This is a genomic window from Ruegeria sp. CK3 (genome assembly GCF_056536565.1).
The window spans coordinates 98,690-122,176 of record NZ_JBQFPV010000011.1 but is presented as its reverse complement, the minus strand read 5'-3'; the positions used below and the strand labels follow the sequence as shown (position 1 = coordinate 122,176).

The following is a 23,487-nucleotide window of genomic DNA, read 5'->3' as shown; positions in this document are numbered from 1 at the left end:
AAGCGGACTTTGCAAAGTCTTTGGTACGGGTAGCAACAGAAGCCTATTTTCGCAGTATTCCGGGCCTACCCACAATGCCTCGACGAGAGACGAGGCGTTCCTCACCGCCTGCAAGGATGTAAGGACATGACGACACGCACATCGAGCCAGCTAGAACGGCTGTAGAAAGCTCAGCACCTCTCACCTGCTTACCAATGGACAGTGCCTCGGAAACCACTCCTCCCGGGCTGTGGAGAGCCACAAGGTCGGCGATCATTAATTCTACTGCCCTGAATGCATCCGCCCAATGGCATTTTCAAAGCGGTAGAAAGAGCATAACCAAACGAGTGAACCCACGCATCAGCATGAATACTAATGACGCCGTGATTGAGTTGGCGTTGCAAGGTCATGGGATCGGACGGCTTTTGTCGTATCAGGTGGCACCCTACATTGCAGATGGGCGGCTCAAGACTGTCATGAAGTCATATGAGCCACCCGAGGTTCCCATCCATCTTGTGCATCAAGAGGGTCGAACCGTGTCTGCGAAGGTACGCGCTTTTGTTGATTTTCGGTCGAACGTCTCAAATCGGATTCCCTTATTGGCTAGAACCAAACTCAGGCCTAAGCGCAAGACCAACAATTAGGCAATATCGCGTTATTCAGCCGCCGCCGCGGATGAGGCGGTCCATGCATTTGGGACAAACGCATCATCCAAAGCCGTTTCCGCCACATGGTTCGTATAGTTCGACAGGATTTTCAACGCTGTGCCAAGGATGACTTCCAGCATGGTCTGGCGGGTATAGCCAGCCGTCAGAAACGCCTCGACCTGTGCGTCGCTGGGCCAGCCTCGGCTTTCGTTGATCACGATGACGAATTTGCGCAGTGCTTCCAATTTGGGGTCGGCGATAGGGCTGCCATCGCGTAACGCTGCGATCACGTCTTCGGGGACACCGGCCATCTGTGAAAGAGTGGTATGGGCGGCCATGCAGTACTTGCACCCGTTCAACCGGTTGTTAGTCATAAGGATGATCTGGCGCTCAGTCTCTGACAGGCTGGTCTTTCCAAAGATGTTGGAAAGTGTCGTATAGCCTTCCAAAATTGCGGGCGCTTCGGCCATGGCCGCATAAAGGTTGGGCACAAAACCATATCCTTTCAGCGATGCTTCCAGAATTGGTTTCGCGGCATCAGGGGCTGAGGCGATTGTATAGGTCTCAAAATCAGTCATGTCTGGTTTCCTTTGGGAAGAGTTTTCGACGCTCGCGAATTGTCATTGCGGACAGGGCGTCTTGGAGAAATGCCGGCCTTTTGGGGAGGGGAGAGGCAGCGGTGGCTCCGACCGGCAAAAGCCACCAAATTCCTCGATCAAAGGCTGCTGACAGGCGTGTGGTGGATGTCTGCCCACTTGGCATGGGCGCCTTGGATCACGGTCTCTTTGTCCTCAAGGTATTTCTTGAAGATGTCCTCATTCACAAAGAGATAGAGCTTGTTGTCCACGATATCGGCATACCGAACATCGCCATCAAGCTTCTTGCCTACATAGACGCCAAAGGCGCAGAACCCGCCGAATTGAGGCAGATGTGCCGTCGGATCCGCCTCGAATGTGGCTTGCGCTGCCTGCGACGCAAAATAGTAGTCCACTCCATCATGGGCCGATGTAAAAGTGGCGTTGCCCATTTCGGGTTTTTCGGCTTCAAACATCGATACAGGATCGACGCCATGCATGCCGAGGGGCTGCCCGGTCAAGGTAAGACTGTTCGAAACGTTGTATTCATCGTCAGCCAATGCCGCCGCCGCCAGGGCGAGAGTCAACGCTGTTGTAAGTGCGGGAAATGTAAAGATGCGTGTCATGATATGTCCTTTCAGGATGTCGGGATCAAATTTGAAGATCGATTTGGGTCAGGCCGATTGGCCAATGCGCTCAACCGCGTCGTCGGTCCACCAGACGCCGTTGGCGACCATTCGGAAGTTGATTATGGCGGCGAGATACCCGTCACCTTCAGGCACCTTGGCCCCGGCTGTGGCATCGCGAACGACAGCGACTTCGTAGCCCAGCTCCAGCAGCTCGTAGAGATGCGCCTGCGTACACAGGTTCGCCGACATCCCCGCGAGGATCACCTTGTCGATCTTGCGTTTACGCAATTGCAGGTTCAGGTCATTCTGAGCAGGGCTATAAACCTTGTGTGGCGAGCAAATGATGGTTTCGCCATCCTCGATGTACTTCTTGTATTGCGGCATCCAGTCGGCACCTGAGCCCTCGAAGTTGTCCAAATTGAGCGGTCCCAGGCGGTCAAACATGCCGATGCTGTGCATCGTGGCTTCCAGAGTGCCCTCGAACTCCCACTTGTGGTCATGCGGGTAGTAATAGTGGGGCGAGATGAAGACCGGCATCCCCGCAGCCTTGGCGGCAATGAAAAGCCGTTCGATATTATCGACCGTGCCCTGTTCGGTCACGCTTTCGCCAACGACACCCCACGTCACACCGTCTTCTGACAAAAAATCAATCTGGGGGTCGGTCACCACAAGCGCAGTACGCCCCGGCTCGATGGTCATGTCGATTTGGGGAAGGCCTGGATTTTCCGGGTCAGCATAGTAGGCGCGTGCTTCGTCGGTCGCGGCAAGGGCCTGCCCGCCAGCCACTATTGTTGTACCTGCCGCGGCCGCACCGGCGGCTTGTTGCAAGAGTCGCCGGCGCGCCATATCAACGCGTTCGGGCGTGACGTCGCAAGCGCAGCTTGCTCCATGTTTGTGGTCATGATTGCTCATTGCAAATTTCCTTTGTCTGAGAGGGGCAAATGGGTTTGCTTTACTCGGGAGCGCCCCAGGTGGATCTGACAAAGAAGAAGTTAGGCGCCACATCGATTGAGGTATCGGCCCGCCCTGCCAAGGTTTTGGCCGAACCTGCCATGTGGTCTTAAGGTGTGTGCCTAGTCGGAGGTCGCCTGCTGCCTGAATCGTGCCGGAGCCTGGCCAACCCAGCGCTTGAAGGCGCGGCTGAACGTGCTCTGTTCCGAAAACCCGGTCATAAAGGCGATCTCGGCTATGGAAGCCTTACCGTCACGGAGCAGGTCACGAGCGAGTGCAACTTGTGCCTGACCAAGAACGTCGCGATAGGTCAGCCCTTCTTCGGCCAACCTGCGGTAAAGAGTGCGCTCGCTCATTCCCATCTCTTGGGCGACATGCGCCGCCTGCGGTGCGCCGTTACTTAGGGCTGGCGTAAGCCGGTGGACAATTGCTTGGCTCAGTGAGGTGTCGTCATCGCGAGAGTTGAACTCCTCATCCAGGTGCTTCGTCATGAAATCTGACAAGCCCGGATCGCCAAGACGATTTTCGCTTTCCAGCATAGCAGGGCGCATAGCAATGGCGTTGTGGTCAGTACCAAATTGCACGGGACAAGCAAAATGCTGGGCGTAACGTTCATGCTCTTGTCGGCACGCATGTTTGAACGCGACATATTCGAGCGACAATCCAGCACCCACAAACCGATACATATTCCGTGCAAAGGCGGCAAGCGCGCATTCGTTGCGCAATTCCAAGGCGGCGCGATGTGGCGTTTGCCCTTCAAATATCCAAAGGACCGGATCGCCGGTTTCGTCAAGTCTGTAAACTGCGGTGTCCGTGACGAGACGAAAATAACGTTCAATCCGTTGCAAAGATTCCCGCAAGGTGGGAGCTGTCTTTACAGCCAGGCCAAGGACGCCGAGATCATCGGTCGCAATCGCGTTCGCATAGGCCTCAACCAACGCAACCTCATCCGCTTGTTGCGCACGAATCCAATCTATCAAATCGAAATACGCATCATCCGCCAATTGGCCGTCTTGAGCTTCTGGTAAACGCAGCACGACAGCGCCATTCGAAATCAGGGCGCCATCGTCGTTCAGCGTCATCCCGGCGGCGTTGGCCATCGCGCGGGCGAATGCGTAAGTTACACTTGCCATACAGTGAGATTAGCACTGGAATGCTCTTTCACACCAGATCGTCCCACCCAGTGATAGGTATAATAAATAAAGACAGCCTCGATCTTCGGGCGCTTGAGGATAAATGCGCCAAACTGATAAAACTCGTCATCAGGTTTTCTGAACGGTATCGTCCGAAAGCGTGAAGAAGCATGCAGTCATAGAGGTCATGGTAGATGGGCGAAATTTTTATATCTGTGCTGCTGCCGCTCGCAGTTGTTGTCATCATGTTCTGCCTTGGCCTCGGACTCACAGCGGCTGACTTTCAACGCATCGGACGACGTCCACGTGCCTTTTGCGTCGGGGCTCTCAACCAGATCATTTTGCTGCCTTGCATCGCTTTGATGGTGATCTTTATCTTTGGGATTTCCACCGAGACAGCCGTTGGCATTATGATTTTAGCGGCCTGTCCGGGCGGGGCGATCAGTAACATCGTAACCAAGCTTTCGAATTGGGATGTTGCTTTGTCCGTTACTCTTACAGCAGTCTTCAGTCTGACTTGTGTCGTTACCGTACCGCTTATCCTGGGGTTTTCGATGCAGATGTTCATGGGGGCAACTGCGCCCGCCATCGACATCTCTTCGACGGCTTTAGCAATGTTTTTTTTAACAGCTTCTCCAATCCTAGTCGGGGTGACCGCGCGGTCATTGGCGCCGCGTATTGTAGCCGCTGTCGAACCAGTCTTTAGCAAGGTCTCTATGCTACTTTTTGCGCTGGTCATTGGAGGCGCGATCATTTCAAACTGGGTGGTGGTCGCGGATAACTTCCTTAGGCTTGGACCCGCACTTTTGGTTGTAGGTGCGTCACTCACGTTTATTGGCATCATGAGTTCAGGGATGCTCGGATGCACAGACATCGAGGCGAAGACGATTTCAATTGAGACCGGCGTTCAAAACGGAGCTTTGGGGATCGCAATTGCCACCTTGCTGTTGCCTAACACCAATGGGTTAAGCGAATATGCCATCCCATCCGCAATTTATAGCGTGGTCTGGATCGTAACAATGTTGCCTGTGTTCGCTTTCCTTGCGCGAAGAAGCCCAATTTTATGATCCTGACGCCTATTTGCCAGCTCTGATTATGGGCTGGGCCAAGTCCCTTAGTTTCCATGCCGGAGCGCCATCTGGTCAAAGAGCGATCAAGGAGCTCCCAAGCCCTCTGTGGAACGGCCGCTTTGGCGATTTTCCCTGTTGGAGGGGAAAACTGTTGCCGCCAGTGCGGTGGATCCTGCGTCAGCGAAGGTGTAGACTCCAAGGTCAGTTTTGTCCGCAAGGCGGAAGTCACCACGCTTGGATGTGAAGCCCCGGTTTTGAGCTCAATCCATCCTTTGAAGACTTACGAGAACGGCTCAAATGAAATTGCCTTTAACCAAACGACGAACTTGCTGGGGTCTCGTTAGGCAAACCTGCCGTTCGTAGTGTTCCAACGGAAATTCTGTGCGGAACCCGGATTTGCGTTAAGGTTGCGTACACATCGTTGCTTCCTCATTTTGAGACGAAGTGATCCAAAGCAAGATTGAAAGAGAATTGAATGAAACGCCTGTTTCCATCTCTGCCCGAGAACGCGACACTGGGAAGTGTTTATCAAGCCTTTCCGGACAAGCTTTCTCCGCTTTGTGCGTACGAAAGCTTGGTGATGAGAGGAGAGAGCGACCTATCGGTTGCCCAACGTGAATTGATTGCAGCCTATGTCTCGGGCTTGAATGCTTGTGCGTATTGCCATGGCGCACACATCGTTTTCGCCAAAGCCTACGGCATTGAGGTCGAGACAATCGAGGCACTGATGGAAGACCGCGATACGGCACCAATCGAAGACCATCTCCAACCGTTACTGGCATACATTGAAAAGCTCACCGTCTCGCCATCGCGAATGACAGAAGCCGACGCAAATGCGGTCTACGCGGCAGGCTGGTCAGAGAGCGCGCTGTTCGATGCTATCCAGGTCTGTGGTGTCTTTAATCTCGTGAACCGTTTCATAGAAGGAACCGGTGTCCAGAGCCCTGGCAACGACCCAAGACAAGCAGACGAAGCCACTTTGGATCGATACCGCAGCGACACTTTCTATACCGATTTCGGACGAGAGAACGGCCTCGACATCCCTTGAATTGATGTTGCTCGAACTTTCGAACGACGACAAAAAGCTGGCCCGATATCGCGGCAGAAGCGGCCTTATCTCCCGAGGTTAACCAATACGTCGATACCAGTCGGCGCATTCATTTATTGTTGGTGGATCCATGCTCAAAACTCAACGATCCATCCTGCTTTTCTTAGATAACCCAATTTCTGATAAGTTTTGGAGACTTGTGGTCTTTGTAAGGGGAGCGAGTTGCTTAAATTTGACGCTGAAACAACGAAATTACTTGAAATCGCCTATCAAGGCGCAGAACTGACGCGGCGAAGACAGGCTTCATTTGATGCGCTGTGCCCGGCTCCTGGTGAAACTATTTTGGACATCGGTTGTGGCAACGGGATGTTAACAGTTGAGTTGGCCCGGGCAGTTGGCTCGGATGGCTATGTCATCGGGATCGACCCAAGCGCTGACATGACGGCAGCTGCTAGAGAACGGTGCAGCGACTACGCAAACGTGGAGTTTCGTGCTGGTGCCGCAAATAGCTTGCCCATTGAGGATGAGAGTGCTGACAAGGCCGTCTCGGTACAGGTCTTTGAGTACATCGAAGACGTAGACGGTGCGTTGGCTGACACGCTGCGGTGCGTCAAACCCGGCGGGCGCCTCGTCATCAGCGATCTACACTTTGGCAGCTTGATCTGGTTCAGCGATGAGCCCGACAGAATGCAAAAGATGCTGACTTCCTGGAACCAGCACTTTGTGAGTGGTTCCCTCCCGGAAAGACTGCCCGCACTGATCAAAGCGCGTGGCGACCATGTGGAAGATGTATTGTCGTTCACAATGACAGATCACCAGTTAAAGCCTGATGGCCTCGCAATCATGATGATGCACCTCATGAAGCAATACGCTGTTGCAAATGATCATGTTGACCCCGCTTTTGCACTATCGTGGTTTGACGAACAGTTCAGCCTTGCAAAAGTTGGGCGCTTCTTCTTTTCGATGACCCAATTTATCGTCGTGGTGCGCAAAAAGGATTGATCGTTCTACAACGCGCCCCTTGACCTCGGCTGCGCTCGCTAAACCATCTTATGGAGCAGGGTTGGTGGCTGACTGTTGTCTACCGTCGCAACTCGAATGCCAAGAGTTAGGGCCGCCTCGAAATCAGTGTTGCAAATACCTGATAGCCAAAAAGTGTGCGCTCTCTTGCTCGACGGCGATACTCGGCGACCAATCCATTGTGCAGATCCTCTCCAATTTCACCGCGTTTCATTAGCACCTTTCCAGTCTCTTCGACCCAAGGGAGCATTTGGTCGTTGTCCAGAATGCTTCTGCTTTGAAGACTGAAGTCTTCAACTGTGAACCCCGCATTGGAGGCCAGGCCGCGCAGCTTGGCGACAACAAATGGGTCGGTCACGAACTCGTTCACAAATATCTTGGCGCAGGCGCCCAGGGGATCGTTCGGCATGTTTCCCAGTGACGCTTTCGAAAAGTCAGCGTCACACACTACGAGACACCCCCCCGACCGAAGGACGCGCCCTGCTTCGGCTAAAAGAGGTGCCGGATCTTCCACATGGGTAAGCACTGTGTGCATTATCACGTTATCAACTGAGCCATCATCCAGGGGAAGCGACGCTCCTCCTGCGACCTCAAACTCCACATTGTCGTGGCCCCCAACCCGCGCCCTTGCTTCGGTCACAAAGCCTACAGACGGCTCGAAACCAATAACACGCGCGGGTTTGGCCTTCTCCGCAATGCGGCGCGTGACAGCTCCTGCACCGCATCCGACTTCAATCGTTAGGCTATCTTTCGCAAACAAAAGTTTGGCCAGATAGTCTGAAACGATCTTTTCCATTGTGGGGTCGGCCTGACGCGCGTCCATCGAGTCGGCAAATGCGGAAATGAACTCCGCTCCCGCAGCATCTACATCTTGAAACGGATCAGCCATCCCCACCAGCCTCCAATACTGCTCAGTATTCTCTACCAAAAATCCTAGCATCACCTGAATCAAGCACAAGCCGTGCCGAAATGCTTAACTTGGGGCAAATAGGAGGTTTATGCCAAGGGCAAGGAGCTTCAGTAAAAAGCCCTGAGCGAACCTCGTATTCAGGCAGTTGGAGTAGAGGGCCGCATCATCTATCGTCGAACGCATGTCGAACAAGGGGCAACAGTTGCAACGAAGGTTGGCGGCAATTCTAGCCGCGGATGTCGTTGGGTATTCGGCGCTTATGCACCAAGATGAGCAAGCCACAATTCTAATGCTTGATCACCTGGAAAGCGACATCTTCGCCCCAACGATAGCAGGCCAGTCAGGTCGTGTCGTGAAAAGCATGGGCGATGGTTGGTTGGTGCAATTTGACAGCGCGGCGCGAGCTGTAACCGCAGCAATCCGGCTACAAGAGCAGTTGGCTGAACACTCGTTAATGAACCTGCGGATCGGCGTTCATGTGGGCGATGTCACAGAAAAAGGTGACGACATTCTGGGCGACGGCGTGAATATTGCCGCTCGGCTTGAGAGCATTGCGCCAACCGGTGGCATCGCAATTTCTGAACCCGTACACTTGAACCTTGAACACACTCTGGCAGACGCATTCAAAGCTGTAGGGAAGAAGAGGCTTAAGAACATCCAGCGCAGCCTGGATGTGTGGATTCACGATGGACCACACCTGGGTGCATCGCAAAGCTCGCCTTCTTTCACAGAGACGAGCTTGCCAAAGTTATCCATCCATCCTGTCACGTGCAGCGACCAAAGCACTGAGTTAAAGGAAATGGCCGCGGCTCTCACTTCAGATTTCGGTTCTTATTTTCGAACGATCAACTGGTTAAACGCAGCGATATCTTCCACAGAACCATCAGAGGGATATGCACTTCGCGGTGTGTTGCGTGGACACGGCGACCGATTGCGTCTGGAAGCCCGCTTAAGTGACTCTTCTAGTTCTGAAATCTGGACCCAGAAGTTCGACGGTTCGGTCGATGCCATCTTTGATTGGCAGGACGAGGTCGTGGAAAAGCTATTGGATGCGGTTAGCGGAATCTTGATCCAGTCTGAGACCGCAAAGCTCTCCGCGTTGCCAGAAGACGAACTGACAGCCGAGCAATGCGTTTTGATGGGCATGATCGCTTGGTCGGATGCCGGCATCGGCAGCTACGAAGAGGCGCTATCGTACCACGCCAGGGCCATAGAAACCAAACCAACCCTCGCGGCGGCCTATGCGGAAGCTATTTGGACAATGAATGGCGCGAGCACCTATGATCTTCGTCGCGAACTGTCATCCTACTATGAGAAACTGCCAGACTGGATCGAGGCCGGACGACACATGGCGGGGCAAAGCCCAACTCTTGATCTGAGTGTCGCTGTGGCTGACTACAATGTAGACAGAGATGCGGATCGGCTCTCCGTGGCGCTTGAGCAAATCCGGCAAAGGGCGCCATTGGATGCCCGTCTGCATTTGTTTATGGGGTGGGGGTACAACTGGGCTGGGTTTCCTAAAATGGCACTAAGCTGTTTTCAGACGGCGCTTCGGTTGGGCCGATATGGTGCCGTTTTCGTGGGGGCTTCCGGAGGTGCTGCCACCTCTTGCGTAATGCTTGGTCGAGACCGCGATGCTATCGCCTACGCAGAGGCAGGTTTGCGCTTTTCAAAGAACTATGCCCCGCTCCACAGCACGAGGGCTGCTGCTCACGCAATGCTTGGGGAACCTGAAGAGGCGTCTGCTGCTTTGACGCAAATGCTGCAAATGGAACCTGGTGAGACGATTTCGAAGTGGCGTAGCAACGTGGACTATGGTGGCTCTGAAGGCGCTGAACGTTACTTTGAAGCGCTTCGCAGGGCAGGGTTGCCAGAATAGCAGTGCCGGAACCAAGTTGAGTTGGTTAATTCGAAAGCTTGTTAACGCATCTTTTTTACTAAAAGGCTCGGATTTGATTGTCCGCTTCGGGCTGCGACCAGTCAATCATGCAAGCCGCAGAGAACGGAAACACTGAGCCCATACCTACCAAATGCTGCGCATAGCGCGAGTGACTGCTTTGGACTTCCTACGCTCGAATCTCTTCACGCATAAACTCGACAAAGGACTTAACACGCGGCTTTCGAAAGGCCGAAGGCAACTGCACGCTTTGGATCGGCAAAGTGCGGGAATGGAACTCCGGAAAGAGTTGCACAAGACGTCCGGTTTCAAGGTCGTCCCCCAAAAACACATCTGGGCATATGAAGATGCCGCTCCCTGCGCGCGTCGGAACGAGGCAGGCGGGAGGACTGTTTGCGAGAAATGGGCCAGAGACAGGCACCTGCACGGTTTGCCCTTCGATCTGGAAGGGCCAGCGGTTTGGATCCGGGTTGTTCGCATCTCGAATGCAAATGTGGTCCGAGAGTTCCGCAGGATGTGAAGGTGCGCCATGTTCTTCAAGGTAGGAAGGGGTCGCGACGACTTTCATATGCGTTTCACCAAGCTTGCGAACGACCAAACTGGAGTCACTGAGCGCGCCGATCCGTATTGCGATATCGAAACCGCCCTTGGCCAGATCGGCATAATGATCCGACAAGTCCAATTCGACCGTGACGTTCGGGTGTTGCTCTACGAAGCGGCTTGCTGCTTTAGCCACCGCCGTGTCGCCATAGGTAAGGGGCGCGGCCACACGAACGATGCCCTTCAAGCCCTCTGAAGCGTCAAACTCAGTCTCCAACTGCTCCATCTCAGCCAGCACTCGTCGCGCTCCTTCCAGATATCGCTCCCCCTCGTGGGTCAGCGACATAGACCTGGTGGTGCGATGGAGAAGATTCAGCCCAACCATGTTTTCGAGCTGTGCGACACGCTTGCTGACCAGCTTGTTTGAAATGCCAAGCCGTTGTCCGGCGGCGGCAAAAGAACCGGATTCCACAACAGCCACGAAGCTCTGCATCCCGTCGATCCGGTCCATAGAATTGTCTCCATTTGCGCGATACACACTCGCTCTTATCGCCATTTTATGGAGAAAAGACCATCGCTAAGTTCCTCTCAAGCTTAATCGCAGGAGAAAAGAACATGGCAGCGTCAGACGCCCCCATCTCAATAGGTCAGGTCGCCCTGACGGTGCGCGATCTGGATAAGACCGCCACCTTCTATGAAGACGTGATTGGCCTCGGCCTGATCGAACGCGACGGTGAAAGCGCCTACCTCGGCACCGAGGCTGGAACGCTGATCGAGCTGCGCCAGGACCGAAACGCCAAACCCTTTCCTAAAGAGGCGGGGCTGTTTCACACGGCATTTCTGTTGCCTTCCAAACAAGACCTCGGCGCATGGCTGATCTACGCGGATGAGCGCGGTGTTCGCCTGGACGGGGCATCCCACCACGGTGTCAGCGAGGCGCTTTATCTGAACGATCCCGAAGGAAACGGCATCGAAATCTATCGTGACCTGCCTCGCAAAATGTGGAAACGCGAGGGCGATACCGTCCACATGACAACGCACCCGCTCGATCTGAAATCACTCACAGAAGATGCCACACAGTGGCAAGGCGCACCACAAGGCACAGTCATCGGACACGTTCATTTACGTGTCGGTGATGTCAGCAAAGCAGCGAAATTCGTTACTGACGAACTGAGTATGGTTCAGACCTTTGAGCTGCCCTCAGCCCGCTGGTTCGGGTCCGGTGGCTACCATCACCACCTAGCTACAAACGCTTGGCAATCCAAGGGAGCAGGCTCGCGCTCTGCTGGGGCCACTGGTCTCACAAGTGTTGAGCTGTTGGCAGACCCCAAAACTCTCACGCCCGGCCGCAAGGTCGACCCGTGGGGCACTGAATTCACGATCAACTCGGCGCAAGCCTGCGCCGCGTGAATATCGTCAAATCAAACCAAGAGAGGACAACAACAATGACACCTAAAGAGCTCGTATTGGAGGCTGTAGCCGCCATTTTCGTCAACTTCGACGCAACCGCAGCCGAACAACTGCTGGCAAATGACTACATTCAGCACAACCCTGCTGTACCCACAGGTGCCGCTCCAATCCTGGGGTTTATCCCCGGTCTTAAGGAAAGCGGGATCGAGGTGGACATCCACCGGGTCATCACGGAGGGCGATATCGTCGTCCTGCATACCACCTACAACAACGCCCAGGCGTTTGGTGCAGACACCTTGGTTGGCTTTGATGTCTTCCGCGTCGAGGACGGAAAGGTTGCAGAACACTGGGACAACCTGACACCAATCACACCGCCGAACCCGTCGGGTCATACTCAGACCGATGGTCCAACTGAGATAACCGATCTGGATAAGACCGCTGAGAACAAGGCGCTGGTCACAGACTTTGTGCACACCATCCTGAAGGATGGCGACGTTGACCGGATAACCGAATTTCTGTCGACGGAGACCTACATACAGCACAACAGCAACATTGCTGACGGTCTGGACGGTTTGGGTGCGGCTCTTGCAGGCATGGCCGAGCAAGGCATCCAGATGATCTACACGGACGTCCACATTGTTGTGGCCGAGGGCAACTTTGTCTTCACCGCCTCCGAGGGCACGTTTGCCGACAAGCCGACTGCCTTCTATGACCTGTTCCGCGTCGAAGACGGCAAGATCGTTGAGCATTGGGACGTAATCGCGGACATCCCGTCCGAGATGGCCCACGACAATGGAAAGTTTTGATCGGGTGCCATCATGAAAGCGTTCTTGATCACCCTGATAATGCTCGTAGGAGGTAACGCAATGGCACAAGACGTCGGCGTCATTGAAATTGTGACGATGGACCTTGCTGAAGGCGTTACACCGCAAGAGTTCGAACCTGTTGATAAAGTCATCGAAGATGAGCATGTCAGCAAACAACCAGGCTTTGTCTCGCGCCAAGCTGCATTCACAGATGGCAAATGGGCAGTGGTAGTTAACTGGGAAAGTGCCGAAGACGCCCAAGCGTCCATGGATAGCTTTGCATCAGCACCCGCTGCTGAACGATTCATGAGCATGATCGATGCAACCACAATGTCGATGACACGCTACAATTTAGCGCGATAGCAGACAAACAGAAGGGCGGCACTACGAGGTAGTTGCCGCCCTCCCCTGGTTGTTGTCGCGTTGTTCGGGATGCGCACTCACATGGCACGACATCTCGTTCTCGATAGCGAACTGTTAGGGCGCTAAATTGACAGTCTATCACTCCATAAGTTCGATCTCGCCCGGGCGCCACGATCCGTCGAACCAAGGCTCGAGAGGGCCATACAATCGCAGTACGGTCGACCAAGATTTGCCCGGCATCGTCTGTATCCAGTTGCCCTCTTTGCCTTCAGGCGCTTCAGGCGCGAACCAGACAGTGTAACTTCCGTCTTCATTCGCTTCCAATGTAGCTTGGTTGCTGTCGACCCCTGCGAGTTTCTGATCAGTTTCGAGCAGTGAACGGGTTTGGGTGTCGTAAACGACGAAAGACCAGTAATCCTGCGCGGGCGGATTTGGCGGGATGGTGACGGAATAGGTGTTGCTCCCATCGAAGTAGTTCCCGTCACTGTCCCGGTTTGCCAGCGCATATTGCGACCCGACACCAACCTTTTGTGCAACCATGGCAGGCGTAATGCCAGTCGCGTAGTAGTGGAACAGGGTCCGCGCATCGAGGATTTTCACGTCCCCCGCCTGGAACTCATGATTGCCACCGACGAACGCCGTCTTCCAATACCCTTCGTCATAGTAGAATGGCGCACGCGAGCGAGGAGCAAAATTCAACGACTTAGCCGCCGCCGTGCCCAATGCGACTGCCTCTGTGAGCAGCAGCCTCAGTTCGTCATCGGGTTCAAATGGTTCACCTTTTCGGATACCCAGCGAGAACATTGCTCCCATCAATTCATCGGGAAGTGCTCCTTCCGCTTCGTTGTCTACAACGGCCTTCATCTCTTCAAAGAAGGAAAAGTCATTGGCGTGTATCGTGTTGAACTGAAGATCAGTCAGGTTCACAAATTCCTGATCGGGCGGCGCGTCGCGGTCTTCCCACCGGTAAACACGAAGAGTTTCCTTCACACGATCCACTGCGGCTCCAACGCCGTCTTCCCCATAAAACGCACGCAACAGAAACCAGTTCCGATAGCTTGGCGGCTTCACAATATAGTAACCGTCGTCCGGCAACTCACCTTCATAGTCGGGCGGAACGATCAAGAACTTCCCACCCTCGCCAGCGTCAGGCCCAGCGTTCCCGATGTCAGTGACATAACGCATATAGGCATCGTTCACGAACCCCAGCATGCCCGGCGGCACGTCGTAAACCACTGGCCCTTCGGACAGGTCCGTACAGTTAAGAATGTAGATTGTCGTGGTGTTCGGCGTGAGAAGAAGCGAACGGGCGTTATACAGGTCTTCAAAGATCCCGATCTTCATCGGATCAACGCCAGCGCCCTCTTCGAGCCCGTGACACATTGCATATGTTGAGGCTGCAGGCATTCCATCCATGAATACCTGCATGCCACGCATGAAATTTAATGCGTTATACGACAGCTTAGCTGTATCCGGCGTCGGCAAGCCGTCAAAATATTCCAACGTTCCAAATCGTGTCTCCACCTGATCCGGTACGATTATGCTATCCGGAACTTCAGCCTTGTACTCTTGGGCTGGAGATTGCGATGCGAGTATCAGGGCAGTCAGCACAGCTAACGACTTTGTTTTCATTGTTCGCTCCATTGGGAATTACTGTTTGTTTTGATCAGTTTACTTTTTCTAGATCGCCCAGCATCCAGCCACTCTCCAGCCATCCTTCTTGCGGCCCATATAGACGAAACAAAAGGAAGTACGGCTCTGTGGTTGGTATCCAGTTGCTTTCCATGCCTTCCGGTGCTTCTGGTCCAAAAAAGATGTCGTAAGAACCGTCTTCATTAGCCTGCATCGCATCAGTGTCGCGCTCGGACAAACCGACAGGATCAACGTTCCGAATGAAGCTCTTGGTCTCCATCGAATAAACAATCACGGACCAGAAATCGTCGGCAGGTGTATCCGCTGGGACGTTCAGTTTATAGGTCTGATTGTGATCGTACATTTCCCCGTCGCTGTCGCGCAGGCCTGTCAGATAAAATGTACCTCCGCCCAGTTGTTTCGGCAGGTATGTAATCCAGAAATAACTGCCGCCCGCACGCGCATCCACAAGGACTTCGGTCTCAGTCTCATAGGGGAAACCAGCCTCGGGTTGACCATCCGCGAAATCCCAAATCAACCACTGGCTCCTCATCTCGCCGCTATCGTCGACCCAAAGTGGGATCATGGCTTTCCCGGGCGTCACAAAGTAGTTCTGCATCGAGGCGTACGCGAGCAACAATCCCTCGTTCATTGCCTGCATTTGAAGTTCACTTGGTTCGAAAGGCTTTCCCTTCTCGATCCCGAGATCTTTCAGAAAATTCACCATAACCTTGTCTTGTGGACGGATCGGGTTGTTTTGAACGTAATCGTTCAGGTCCTGAAAGAATGTCTCGTTGTAGTATGGAAGCGAGTCGTACGGCACTTCTGACGCTTCGAGATAGTTGTTGGGTGGCGGATTGTCGGCCTCGGACAGGTAGTACACTTTGATCGTCTGAGCGTACTCGGCCGCATCGGCGTCCGTTCCGCCATTCGTCAGTTTTGGCCGGAACGAAAAACCATATTCGTAGGTATCTGTTTCAAAGGGAAGGTATCCCGCTTCAGTTAATTCCTCCAGCGACATTTCCCCTTCGTAGCCTGGGGGTAGCATGAGGTACTTGCCGCCGACACCTTCATCGAAACCATCGGGACCTACGTCCACAATAGGAACATCCCAAGCATTCACGATTGTACCGAAGTAGTTCACCTTGTCGGTGGCAGCGGGCACTTCAATGACAAGGGGACCGGGTTCGGAGGTCATTGAAGCCCAAGCATAGGCCGTAACATCGTTGGCCGTAAGAAACCCATGTTTGGAGTCGAACGGCTTGTTGAGATAAATGATGTCATTGTAGTCGCCACCGAGGTCGCGGCGAATGCCCTTGAGGAAATCGATCATACCGGCGGCAGGCATTCCCCAAATGGCCGTCTGGGTGGCACGCTGCACCATAATCTTGTACTCGATGTCCTCGACCTCGGCTGATCGTGCAAGGATGTCGCCCGTGTCGTTGAAGGACTGGGAGAAAACTGGTGAAGCAGAAATACCTGCGCCGAGCACCATTCCCAAAAAATGCATCGAAAAACCGCCGTGTAATGGCCGAAGTATTTTCATATTGCAATGCTCCCTGCTGTTTAGGGAAAGCTTGCACATCCGTTCAGCCGATGCGTATCATTTCACGACACGCGGGCGAACAAGCGGGTTGACGGATTGAACCTACCACCGATGATTTCGGCTAAGGCCTTGGGCGCGATGCCCCAGTTTGTGCTTGAGGCCGCTGGGGAAAGACGCTTGTTGCGTGCTTTTGACTCTGCCGTTCTTCCTGTTCACTTCATTGAGGAAAGAGGCGGTTACATCTCGGAGCATGCCTTGGCGACCTTTGTGCACGAAGCCGCACGATCCACGGGACAACAAAACATCGGATTGTTGTGGTCACCGTATCTCACTGTCGCTGACTACGGCGCCTGGGGGAGTTACGTTCTTTCTGCTCCAACGCTGGGGGCAGCGCTAATACGAGCTTCTGCCGTCATGCCATTTCATTCGTCTACGGATCGCGCGTGGCTTGAAACTTCGGGCACAAGCGCGCGCTACTGTTATCGTTTTGGACTTCGCTCGCATTTCGCGTATCCGGACATCGGCTTCTCGGCCGTTGGGGTTTTTCTGAGCATATTCCGCGCGTATTTAGGAAGCGACTGGAAGCCATCTGCCGTGCTCTTGGACTTCCCGAAGGTTCCTGGATTTGTCGAGGCAGAAGACACCTACGCTTGTCCTGTAATCTGGAACGCCTCCCGGCTTGGGGTTGATTTTGATGCATCGGCTTTGCGAGCCGAAACCACGCCCAAAAAACTTACCGGCGGCTCGACAACCGTCGGAGATATTTCTCGCGAACGATTGGGCGGCCCACCTCAAACACTTAGAGGACAAGTCGAGGAAGTGGTTTGGCAACAACTTCATCGGGAGGAAATGTCGATTGATGCCACCGCGCGTTCGCTCGATCTTGGCGTTCGCACACTACAACGGAAGTTAGCAACCGAAGGGGTTCGTTTTCGCGAAATCGTCAACGATGTCAGGGTAGCAAGGGCCGAGGAACTCCTCACAGATACGCGCGAGACAGTCTCCAGTATCTCCTCCATGCTAGGATATGAAACCGCAAATAATTTCAGCCGCGCATTTAGGAAGGTGACGGGACTGACGCCCTCTGACTATCGCAAGATGAACTCCGACAATAGTTGACTTGTGGGTCGCGAGAGCAATCTTCCAATGTCTGCTTTGTCCGCATAGCCGACTTTGATCCAATGGCAATAAAGTCCGCATCTCAGAGGGTGCAAAGCTCATAGTGAAGGTCCGCTTTGGGCTGGTTGCGGTCAACCATACTCATAGTAGAGACTGGTGGTACATAGTTCCGCAGAGCAGTGCTGGCGAAATGCTTATCTGGGGCGCTTTGGTTCCTAGCAGGAGAGGAGCTTAGAAGAAGCACGCACTACTACGACGACAGTCGCCATAGACTTCTTATGTCAAATATTGGTTAAGAGCGGCAGGTACGCTGTACTAGCGGTCTGGGTCTGTATCGAGTTTGCCCCAGAGATCATCAACCATATCTGAGAAGCCATCATTCGAGGCCTCCTTGGGCAGTAGACCAGCTCTTCGCCGGCGTTCGACCTCGGCCATTAGTTCTTCCTCTGTGGCTGTCTCAACCACATCACATCGAAGAGCTTCAATCTCGTCCGCTGTCCACGACTCAAATTTGTCAGCGTAGAAGCCCAGGGAATACGGCTCGTCATCAGAAATCTGCTTGATCACAGCATTCCAATCTTCGCTTTGGTTCGATTCCTTCTCGACCCTCTCATCTAGTTCGCGAATGGACTCACGGATCAACGACAGCAGCTTTGCCTGAGCGCTTTCTTCACCAGCACCAGTCCCTGCAAGCCAAAGGTCTGCGATCTTGCGGACGAGCGCCCAGACCGTCTGACTTCGAGGGTGGCCTTCAATCTGGCCGCCCAGACCTTTTTCTTGAATGCCCAGCTGTTCAGCGGCCCGTTCGTTCATCCGGATATTGTAATCAGACACGTCCGCGAGTTCTGAATCGTTCTCAGCCACAGCTCGGGCGACCTCTTGATCACCAACATAGACAACCACCTTCAACATCCCACTACCTCTTCCTTCGCCGGTTCATCACTCGGTCCAGGTGGCTGTAGTCTAGATCTCGCATTATCCTTTGAACTCGCTCTGGATCGACTTCGCGATCTTTTCCAGCAGTGTGGACGATGTGTCTGACGTAGATCGTCAACGCGACAATGATCACGGCGGATAAGATCAAGCTGATAGGCTCCGCCCGCATCACTAAGTCTTCTTCCTTGGGTCTTCGATCCCGAGGTCGTCGAACACGTTGCCGCTACCATCAGTGATCTCGACATCATCGTCGTCAGTCACTAGACCCCAGGTGTTCTCTTTGACCCATTCATCCCGCCATTTGGGCGCGTCGGCCGGACGCTGTGCAAAATCGGCGATTTGCTCGAAAATCATTTTGCGCAATGCAAGCCAGACGTCCGGACCCTCTTTGCGACGAGCTTGCAACTCTGCGATCAAGTCATTTAGAGGAACATCCTGTAACGGGCGCCCGAAGATATCTTCTTCTGAAAAATCATCTATCATCGCTCAACATCCTCGACACTGATCGATAAAACTAAGATCTTGTTTGGTTTTACGGTGATCTGTTTTCCTTCAATCTCTCGAAGTTGGCCGTTCACCGAAGTCTCGCAGATTACGAAAATTGGGATTTCCTCTTCTGTAGTCATGTCACTCATCTGGCTTACCCTTCGGATCAGGCACCTTTCGCGACCGGATCTCATCCGAGGTAATCGGCTTGGTTAGTTTTGCTCGACCGGCCGCAATTTCAGCCTCCCGAAGTCTAAGCAAACGCAAGGTTTGTTCATCCAGCTCAACGTCGTCGTCATCACCCATCAGACTTCTCCCGAGTACAGTAACAGTGAGAACAGAGTACTTGAGACCCGTCGGCTGTCCGAACGATGTCACCAACGTGGCCACACTCTTCACACGTCACACCGCATCGAAATTCCATCCAGACAGCGTACTCCTGAATGAGATCGTGGTATCGACTGAAACCGATGCAAATCTTGCCATCCTGGCCTTTCTTAATGTCCGAAATCTGAATAGTTCCAGGGTCCAGTGCCCTGAAGTCCTGACTGAAGGAAAGCTTGTGGAGTGCTTGCGAAATCATGACGAGCCAGCCCTTTCCGACAGCAGGAACAAGAGATGCGCAATCCGGAGAAACGAGGTCTGGATAGTTTTCCACAATGTCCAGCCTCAGGCTGTCGGGCCAGGATTCTTCGGCGCCCTCAAATCGCCGCCGCAGAGCATCATTGTAGCACCAACTGCAAAGCGTCGTCACAAACCCAAGGATGCTCTGGCGTTGTGCAGAATTAGAACAACCTTCACAGGTTTGCTCAATCTGATCGACACGCCATTGAATCTCTTCACTCGTAGCCTGGTTGCAGCCCTGGCCCTCATAGACGCGCAAGCCTCCCCATTTCTGTTTGATCTGAACGATGGGCGGGTATTCACCACCAAACAGGTCGGGCTGCTCGTCGATCAACCTTTTCACTTTCTCAAGTGCAAGCGTAAGCTGCTCCGCCCACCCGGCACGATACTCACCAAGCTGCTTGAAGACGCTTCCATGAATATCATTCCAGTCGACAACACTGCTCATCACTGACCTCCAGGCCCGCGCCTCTTTGAGATTGTGTGAAACCTCCGCCATAGCAGTCATCATACGGTCGACCACTTCGCGTTCATCACACTCGACATGCAGACCCTCGGTCGACCATGTGACGTCAGAGACGTGCGGAGCTGGGTAGTTGTGCGCCATCACCAAACGCATTTCTTCGGCGTACCAGGCGTCAAATGAGCGGAGATCATCTGGCGCTCCATGGTCCTCGATCACACCTCGGACCTTTTCCCGGAATTCCTTCCAGCTCTTTTCGATATCATCCATCAGTCACATTCTCCAGAACTTGGTCTTGTTGAGATGGAAGCCCCCTCTCGAGACTTGGCAAAGGGCAATCGGCGGGACATGACCTGTGGCCAGCGAGCCAGTATTCATGAGCTTCCGGGCGTAGTCCTCATCATCGTTGCCTTCCATAATTCTATTGAAGATCACCTGTTGTTCGGCGGTCATCACCAGTCCTTCTTCACGCACGCGGGGCACCGATTACGGTCATCCGTTCGGTCAATCTGGCCGTAATATCCGCAGACACCGCAGGTCATTCGATCTCGAATGGGCTTCTGTCGAACGCCAAAAAGCCTCTTCCTTTCAGGGTGGCGCTTGCTTGCGACTTCATGCGCGCACCAACAACACAGTGTAGTGTACCAGCCGTCCAACAGCTGGGTCTCGGCAGCGTTTGAGCATCGCTCACAGGTACGATTTGCTCGTGCAATCGTCGCAGCAATCATCGACTGGATGCATCGATCATCACACCTGTGGTAGATGCGGAGCTCTCCCAGCTTTTCCTTGATCTGGAGGATGAAGGGGTAGGTGGCATCCTTTAGATCGCAGTGTTCTTTGATCTCTGTGAAGAGCGTCGTGACCAAGCCGGACCACCCTTCGGGTGTGCGGCCGAGGTTCTTCTCGACCGACTGCTTGATGTCGTTGAAATCAATTGTGTTCGTGACGTCGTTCGCCATGTCTGACGCCTCCTGAGGATGGTAGGAGGCGTCGGAATCGAACCGACTCGTGCACTCTAATCTGGAGCAATTACAAGGATATAAGCCTCGCCCGCATACCAATGCTGCCTCCCGCGGATTTCGCGTGGGTTATCGACCTCAGGCCGATATTCGATGGCAGTGGATGCGTGTGAACGTCATGACCGCAAGCTGAACCAGTTCGTATAACCATGTCAAGACGGAGCATGCTGCACTTCGAAATTCACCGCGTAGTTCTGGGAACCTTCTAGCTTAGCGTGTGCTAAATTGAATTAGGCAACTTATCTGGGGTCGCTCTCAGAGCGTAAAACGATTCGATGCTCTGCGTTCCGGACTCGAACTCTGAAGCTTCGCCAAAGATCAAAACTCACCTCAGTGATCGAGTTTCTGGAGATAGTTCAAACACCGCAGCATGTCCGCATCGGATTGATAGTCGCAGGCCCAACATTGGACTCCATCAAGCTGCGACCAGTCTATGGTGCGCATCCGCTCTTTTAGCGCTTCTAAGTCTAGCGTTCTGTTTCGACCGATATGTTCTATGACGTGACGTATCAGCGGAATGCATATCGAGCCCCCACCGCCGGAATTTTATTTTGGGATCTATCGCAAGCGTGCAAGTGAGCTGCATTCTGCAAACGTGAGTTGAAATTTGCCAATCAAAGCGTAGCTGTGATTGAAGGAAAATACCAAAAAGTTGTAGGGCTTGTTCAGAAACCACTGCCAATTGAGCGTGTACTTTGAACCACGCAAACTTATGGGCAAATCGTGCAAAGTAATGCGCAAACGTCGCGTAAAGTTATGGGCGAGCACACTTGAATTTCATGAATGAAATCAACGAAAGGAATGCAGCGTTATGCGCGTACCTACAAAACTTGTGTTGTTCGGTTTTGGGTTGAATTACTCCAGTCAAAATGCACTTTTGATTGAGTTTTGGTGCGTCAAGTTGATCGAGCTATGCTAAAACAATCGAAAATTGAGCGCGTATGGTGAACCGTGCAAACTTATGCGCAAATCGTGCAAACTTATGCGCAATTGCTGTGCAAAATTATGGGCGACTACACCCAGATTTTCTGAATGAAATCAATGATATGAATGCAGCGTTATGCGCGTCCCTACAACTTTGTAGGATTACGCATAATCGTTCGTTATGCCCATAATCGTTCGCGAACGTACTACGGCCAGCGTTGTTAGTTTTGGGAGTAGCCATAACCAACACCAACGCAATCTTGCAAAAGGAATGCCCTAGACTTCGCTTGAAATTTCTCACCTAGCTGTACACCAGTGTCGGTTGCGGTCGGAAAACAAGCATTCGCTGCGCTTGGTGCCAATGACAGCATTGCGGACAAAGCCGCCGTTTACATTTCTAATCGAGGAAGACTTACTATATAGGGAAAACGATCAGACTACCTTGTGCCCACGATTTCCACGGAAGCGTCACCGATCAGATCCTGAAGTTCTACAGTCGATCGTCTACTGGAACGTCTGCTTGTCCGGATTGCTTCACCAGATATTCGAACGACTTCTGGCGAAGCAGCGAATTTTGAGTGGCTGGTGCTCTTAGAATCTCTTACTTGGCTTAGATCGATAACGGTTACTCCGGACTTCGCGAGTTCCGCTGCATCTGTTGCGCCAACGCGATCTACTCCACCAGAAACGAATTTTGAGAAGTTTAGAATCTTATCGTCTGACGACACGAGGACAAAGATCTTTTGATTGTCGTGTTTTATTTTGGAAAGCTGGTTCTCAAAAACGGCCAAGTCTATATCCGGCGCCGCAAGAATAATGTTTCGCACTCTTTTTCGAGGATTGAATTCTCCGGCCAACTCCGCTTGCGAGATCGCTTCCATTGTAAGAAACGCGCCCATTGAGAATGCAAGAATATCGAATTGCTGAGCTTTTGATCGCGTAACTATTTCACCAGCTTTCAAGAAGTCCGATCTAGCAGCAAGCGCACTGTTGATGTCGTAAACATACTTGAGGGTTTCTGCCGCAGAAGCCCAAGACATTAACACCGGAACCCCATCGTACTCGGTATCCTCAACAAATTGTGCCAATCTAAGAATGGCGTCACTTAGGGTCGTATTGTAGCCGTGAACAAAAAATAGGACGTTTTGCTCCGAAGCACCAAGTGCAAGAAGTTGTTTGTCAATGTCCGAAACAAAAGCGTTTTCAGATGCATAAACTTTTGGGTCGATGATAGTGAAATGCTTCGAAGGGTTGGGGGGGAGAGCGTTGGTTCTTTCTATTTTGCCAACTTTGTGATTTGGCGGAATGGTGACTACCACCGAAGCTAGTCCAAGTGTATCGCTGCGGTCGCCCGAATAAAAAACACCCTCTGCTCCGGACGCCTGTCGCGTTGTGGCAATAAAGACTGTCTGGCGTTTGGCCTCAACTACATCTGACGCAGGATATTGGGGATTTTCGACGCCTACGAGTTCTGGAGGTCGAATGCATGAAGCTATGCCTAGAACTACTACTAAAAAAAAGAAGCGTAGCCCTAGCGTTTTAGTTAGACCTGAAACCCCATTCCAAAGAGGCTTCATTTTCAAATTTTCATGCAACATGACTAGATCAATATTTTTTAGTATGCTGCTTGTCTGTCAACAGACTAGCGATAACGGCCCTCTTTTTGATCTGAGTAGTGATTTCTGTACAAACGTTGTGTCTTCACCCTCCATCAATTCATGCTGCTGCAGCGAATAGTAGTTTGGGAGGGCCACATTGCT

At 52.9% G+C, this 23,487-nt stretch carries 24 protein-coding genes and 1 tRNA gene; 9 read left to right on the top strand and 16 right to left on the bottom strand.

Annotation, left to right across the window (positions count from 1 at the left end):
* Window positions 1-194: 194 nt before the first annotated feature.
* Window positions 195-623 (top strand): LysR substrate-binding domain-containing protein, encoded by a 429-nt coding sequence (locus ACR0C3_RS17810; protein WP_170769020.1) that lies wholly within the window; start codon window positions 195-197, stop codon window positions 621-623.
* 11 nt (window positions 624-634) lie between these two features.
* On the opposite strand, the gene ACR0C3_RS17805 is transcribed toward ACR0C3_RS17810, so the two are convergent.
* The 4 genes from ACR0C3_RS17805 to ACR0C3_RS17790 all read right to left on the bottom strand — a co-directional run bounded on the left by ACR0C3_RS17805 (window position 635) and on the right by ACR0C3_RS17790 (window position 3,881).
* On the bottom strand, window positions 635-1,204 hold the full coding sequence (locus ACR0C3_RS17805) for a carboxymuconolactone decarboxylase family protein (RefSeq protein WP_170473744.1): 570 nt from the start codon (window positions 1,202-1,204) through the stop codon (window positions 635-637).
* A 137-nt stretch (window positions 1,205-1,341) separates the two neighbouring features.
* Window positions 1,342-1,827 carry a YHS domain-containing (seleno)protein gene (locus ACR0C3_RS17800; RefSeq protein ID WP_170379992.1) on the bottom strand — a complete coding sequence of 162 codons (486 nt, stop codon included), beginning with the start codon at window positions 1,825-1,827 and terminating at the stop codon, window positions 1,342-1,344.
* A gap of 48 nt (window positions 1,828-1,875) precedes the next feature.
* On the bottom strand, window positions 1,876-2,742 hold the full coding sequence (locus ACR0C3_RS17795) for a cysteine hydrolase family protein (RefSeq protein ID WP_058282012.1): 867 nt from the start codon (window positions 2,740-2,742) through the stop codon (window positions 1,876-1,878).
* 161 nt (window positions 2,743-2,903) lie between these two features.
* Entirely contained in the window at window positions 2,904-3,881 is a 978-nt protein-coding gene (locus ACR0C3_RS17790) for an AraC family transcriptional regulator (protein WP_237217123.1), read from the bottom strand.
* A gap of 227 nt (window positions 3,882-4,108) precedes the next feature.
* Here ACR0C3_RS17790 and ACR0C3_RS17785 point away from each other — a divergent pair, with 227 nt between their 5' ends.
* The 3 genes from ACR0C3_RS17785 (at window position 4,109) to ACR0C3_RS17775 (ending at window position 7,034) form a co-directional block, all read left to right on the top strand.
* On the top strand, window positions 4,109-4,981 hold the full coding sequence (locus ACR0C3_RS17785; protein WP_170379994.1) for a bile acid:sodium symporter family protein: 873 nt from the start codon (window positions 4,109-4,111) through the stop codon (window positions 4,979-4,981).
* Window positions 4,982-5,459: 478 nt separating this feature from the next.
* On the top strand, window positions 5,460-6,032 hold the full coding sequence (locus ACR0C3_RS17780; RefSeq protein WP_170379995.1) for a carboxymuconolactone decarboxylase family protein: 573 nt from the start codon (window positions 5,460-5,462) through the stop codon (window positions 6,030-6,032).
* 222 nt (window positions 6,033-6,254) lie between these two features.
* Entirely contained in the window at window positions 6,255-7,034 is a 780-nt protein-coding gene (locus ACR0C3_RS17775; protein ID WP_170379996.1) for a methyltransferase domain-containing protein, read from the top strand.
* 106 nt (window positions 7,035-7,140) lie between these two features.
* Here the strand turns inward: ACR0C3_RS17775 and ACR0C3_RS17770 are convergent, their stop codons facing one another.
* Window positions 7,141-7,941: a methyltransferase domain-containing protein gene (locus tag ACR0C3_RS17770; RefSeq protein ID WP_170379997.1), complete on the bottom strand. Its 801-nt coding sequence runs from the start codon at window positions 7,939-7,941 to the stop codon at window positions 7,141-7,143.
* 202 nt (window positions 7,942-8,143) lie between these two features.
* Between ACR0C3_RS17770 and ACR0C3_RS17765 the strand changes: the two genes are divergently transcribed.
* On the top strand, window positions 8,144-9,841 hold the full coding sequence (locus tag ACR0C3_RS17765; protein WP_170769018.1) for an adenylate/guanylate cyclase domain-containing protein: 1,698 nt from the start codon (window positions 8,144-8,146) through the stop codon (window positions 9,839-9,841).
* Between the two features lie 187 nt (window positions 9,842-10,028).
* Here the strand turns inward: ACR0C3_RS17765 and ACR0C3_RS17760 are convergent, their stop codons facing one another.
* Window positions 10,029-10,910, bottom strand: coding sequence for a LysR family transcriptional regulator (locus ACR0C3_RS17760; protein ID WP_170379999.1), 882 nt, complete (start codon window positions 10,908-10,910; stop codon window positions 10,029-10,031).
* Between the two features lie 104 nt (window positions 10,911-11,014).
* On the opposite strand from ACR0C3_RS17760, the gene ACR0C3_RS17755 reads away from it, so the two are divergent.
* Genes ACR0C3_RS17755 through ACR0C3_RS17745 form a run of 3 tightly spaced genes read left to right on the top strand, consistent with a single transcriptional unit; the run spans window position 11,015 to window position 12,978 of the window.
* Window positions 11,015-11,809: a VOC family protein gene (locus ACR0C3_RS17755; RefSeq protein ID WP_170380000.1), complete on the top strand. Its 795-nt coding sequence runs from the start codon at window positions 11,015-11,017 to the stop codon at window positions 11,807-11,809.
* 35 nt (window positions 11,810-11,844) lie between these two features.
* Window positions 11,845-12,615 (top strand): nuclear transport factor 2 family protein, encoded by a 771-nt coding sequence (locus ACR0C3_RS17750; RefSeq protein WP_170380001.1) that lies wholly within the window; start codon window positions 11,845-11,847, stop codon window positions 12,613-12,615.
* Between the two features lie 60 nt (window positions 12,616-12,675).
* Entirely contained in the window at window positions 12,676-12,978 is a 303-nt protein-coding gene (locus tag ACR0C3_RS17745; protein ID WP_214648679.1) for a hypothetical protein, read from the top strand.
* 138 nt (window positions 12,979-13,116) lie between these two features.
* Here the strand turns inward: ACR0C3_RS17745 and ACR0C3_RS17740 are convergent, their stop codons facing one another.
* Both ACR0C3_RS17740 and ACR0C3_RS17735 read right to left on the bottom strand, forming a co-directional pair.
* Complete coding sequence (locus ACR0C3_RS17740; protein ID WP_480759731.1) at window positions 13,117-14,610, bottom strand: DUF1254 domain-containing protein; 1,494 nt, start codon at window positions 14,608-14,610, stop codon at window positions 13,117-13,119.
* A 34-nt stretch (window positions 14,611-14,644) separates the two neighbouring features.
* On the bottom strand, window positions 14,645-16,156 hold the full coding sequence (locus tag ACR0C3_RS17735; RefSeq protein WP_216601803.1) for a DUF1214 domain-containing protein: 1,512 nt from the start codon (window positions 16,154-16,156) through the stop codon (window positions 14,645-14,647).
* Between the two features lie 96 nt (window positions 16,157-16,252).
* Here ACR0C3_RS17735 and ACR0C3_RS17730 point away from each other — a divergent pair, with 96 nt between their 5' ends.
* The gene (locus tag ACR0C3_RS17730; protein ID WP_171212500.1) at window positions 16,253-17,275 is read left to right on the top strand and encodes a helix-turn-helix domain-containing protein; all 1,023 of its coding nucleotides are present in this window, start codon (window positions 16,253-16,255) and stop codon (window positions 17,273-17,275) included.
* 315 nt (window positions 17,276-17,590) lie between these two features.
* Here the strand turns inward: ACR0C3_RS17730 and ACR0C3_RS17725 are convergent, their stop codons facing one another.
* From ACR0C3_RS17725 to ACR0C3_RS17690, 8 genes are all read right to left on the bottom strand, one after another.
* Window positions 17,591-18,184: a hypothetical protein gene (locus tag ACR0C3_RS17725; RefSeq protein WP_480471074.1), complete on the bottom strand. Its 594-nt coding sequence runs from the start codon at window positions 18,182-18,184 to the stop codon at window positions 17,591-17,593.
* 198 nt (window positions 18,185-18,382) lie between these two features.
* A complete protein-coding gene (locus ACR0C3_RS17720; RefSeq protein WP_170334771.1) occupies window positions 18,383-18,694 on the bottom strand; it encodes a hypothetical protein in 312 nt (103 codons plus the stop codon).
* A gap of 144 nt (window positions 18,695-18,838) precedes the next feature.
* Window positions 18,839-19,003, bottom strand: a complete 165-nt coding sequence (locus ACR0C3_RS17715) for a hypothetical protein (RefSeq protein ID WP_170334772.1) — start codon at window positions 19,001-19,003, stop codon at window positions 18,839-18,841.
* Window positions 18,996-20,054, bottom strand: coding sequence for a hypothetical protein (locus ACR0C3_RS17710; protein WP_480759729.1), 1,059 nt, complete (start codon window positions 20,052-20,054; stop codon window positions 18,996-18,998). Before ACR0C3_RS17710 ends, ACR0C3_RS17715 begins: the two co-directional genes overlap by 8 nt.
* 3 nt (window positions 20,055-20,057) lie before the next feature.
* The gene (locus tag ACR0C3_RS17705; RefSeq protein WP_170334774.1) at window positions 20,058-20,237 is read right to left on the bottom strand and encodes a hypothetical protein; all 180 of its coding nucleotides are present in this window, start codon (window positions 20,235-20,237) and stop codon (window positions 20,058-20,060) included.
* Entirely contained in the window at window positions 20,237-20,743 is a 507-nt protein-coding gene (locus tag ACR0C3_RS17700) for a hypothetical protein (protein ID WP_170334775.1), read from the bottom strand. Before ACR0C3_RS17700 ends, ACR0C3_RS17705 begins: the two co-directional genes overlap by 1 nt.
* Window positions 20,744-20,762: 19 nt before the next feature.
* Window positions 20,763-20,856: transfer RNA gene (locus tag ACR0C3_RS17695), tRNA-OTHER, on the bottom strand.
* Between the two features lie 1,308 nt (window positions 20,857-22,164).
* Window positions 22,165-23,325 carry an alpha/beta hydrolase gene (locus ACR0C3_RS17690; protein WP_480759728.1) on the bottom strand — a complete coding sequence of 387 codons (1,161 nt, stop codon included), beginning with the start codon at window positions 23,323-23,325 and terminating at the stop codon, window positions 22,165-22,167.
* Between the last annotated feature and the right edge of the window lie 162 nt (window positions 23,326-23,487).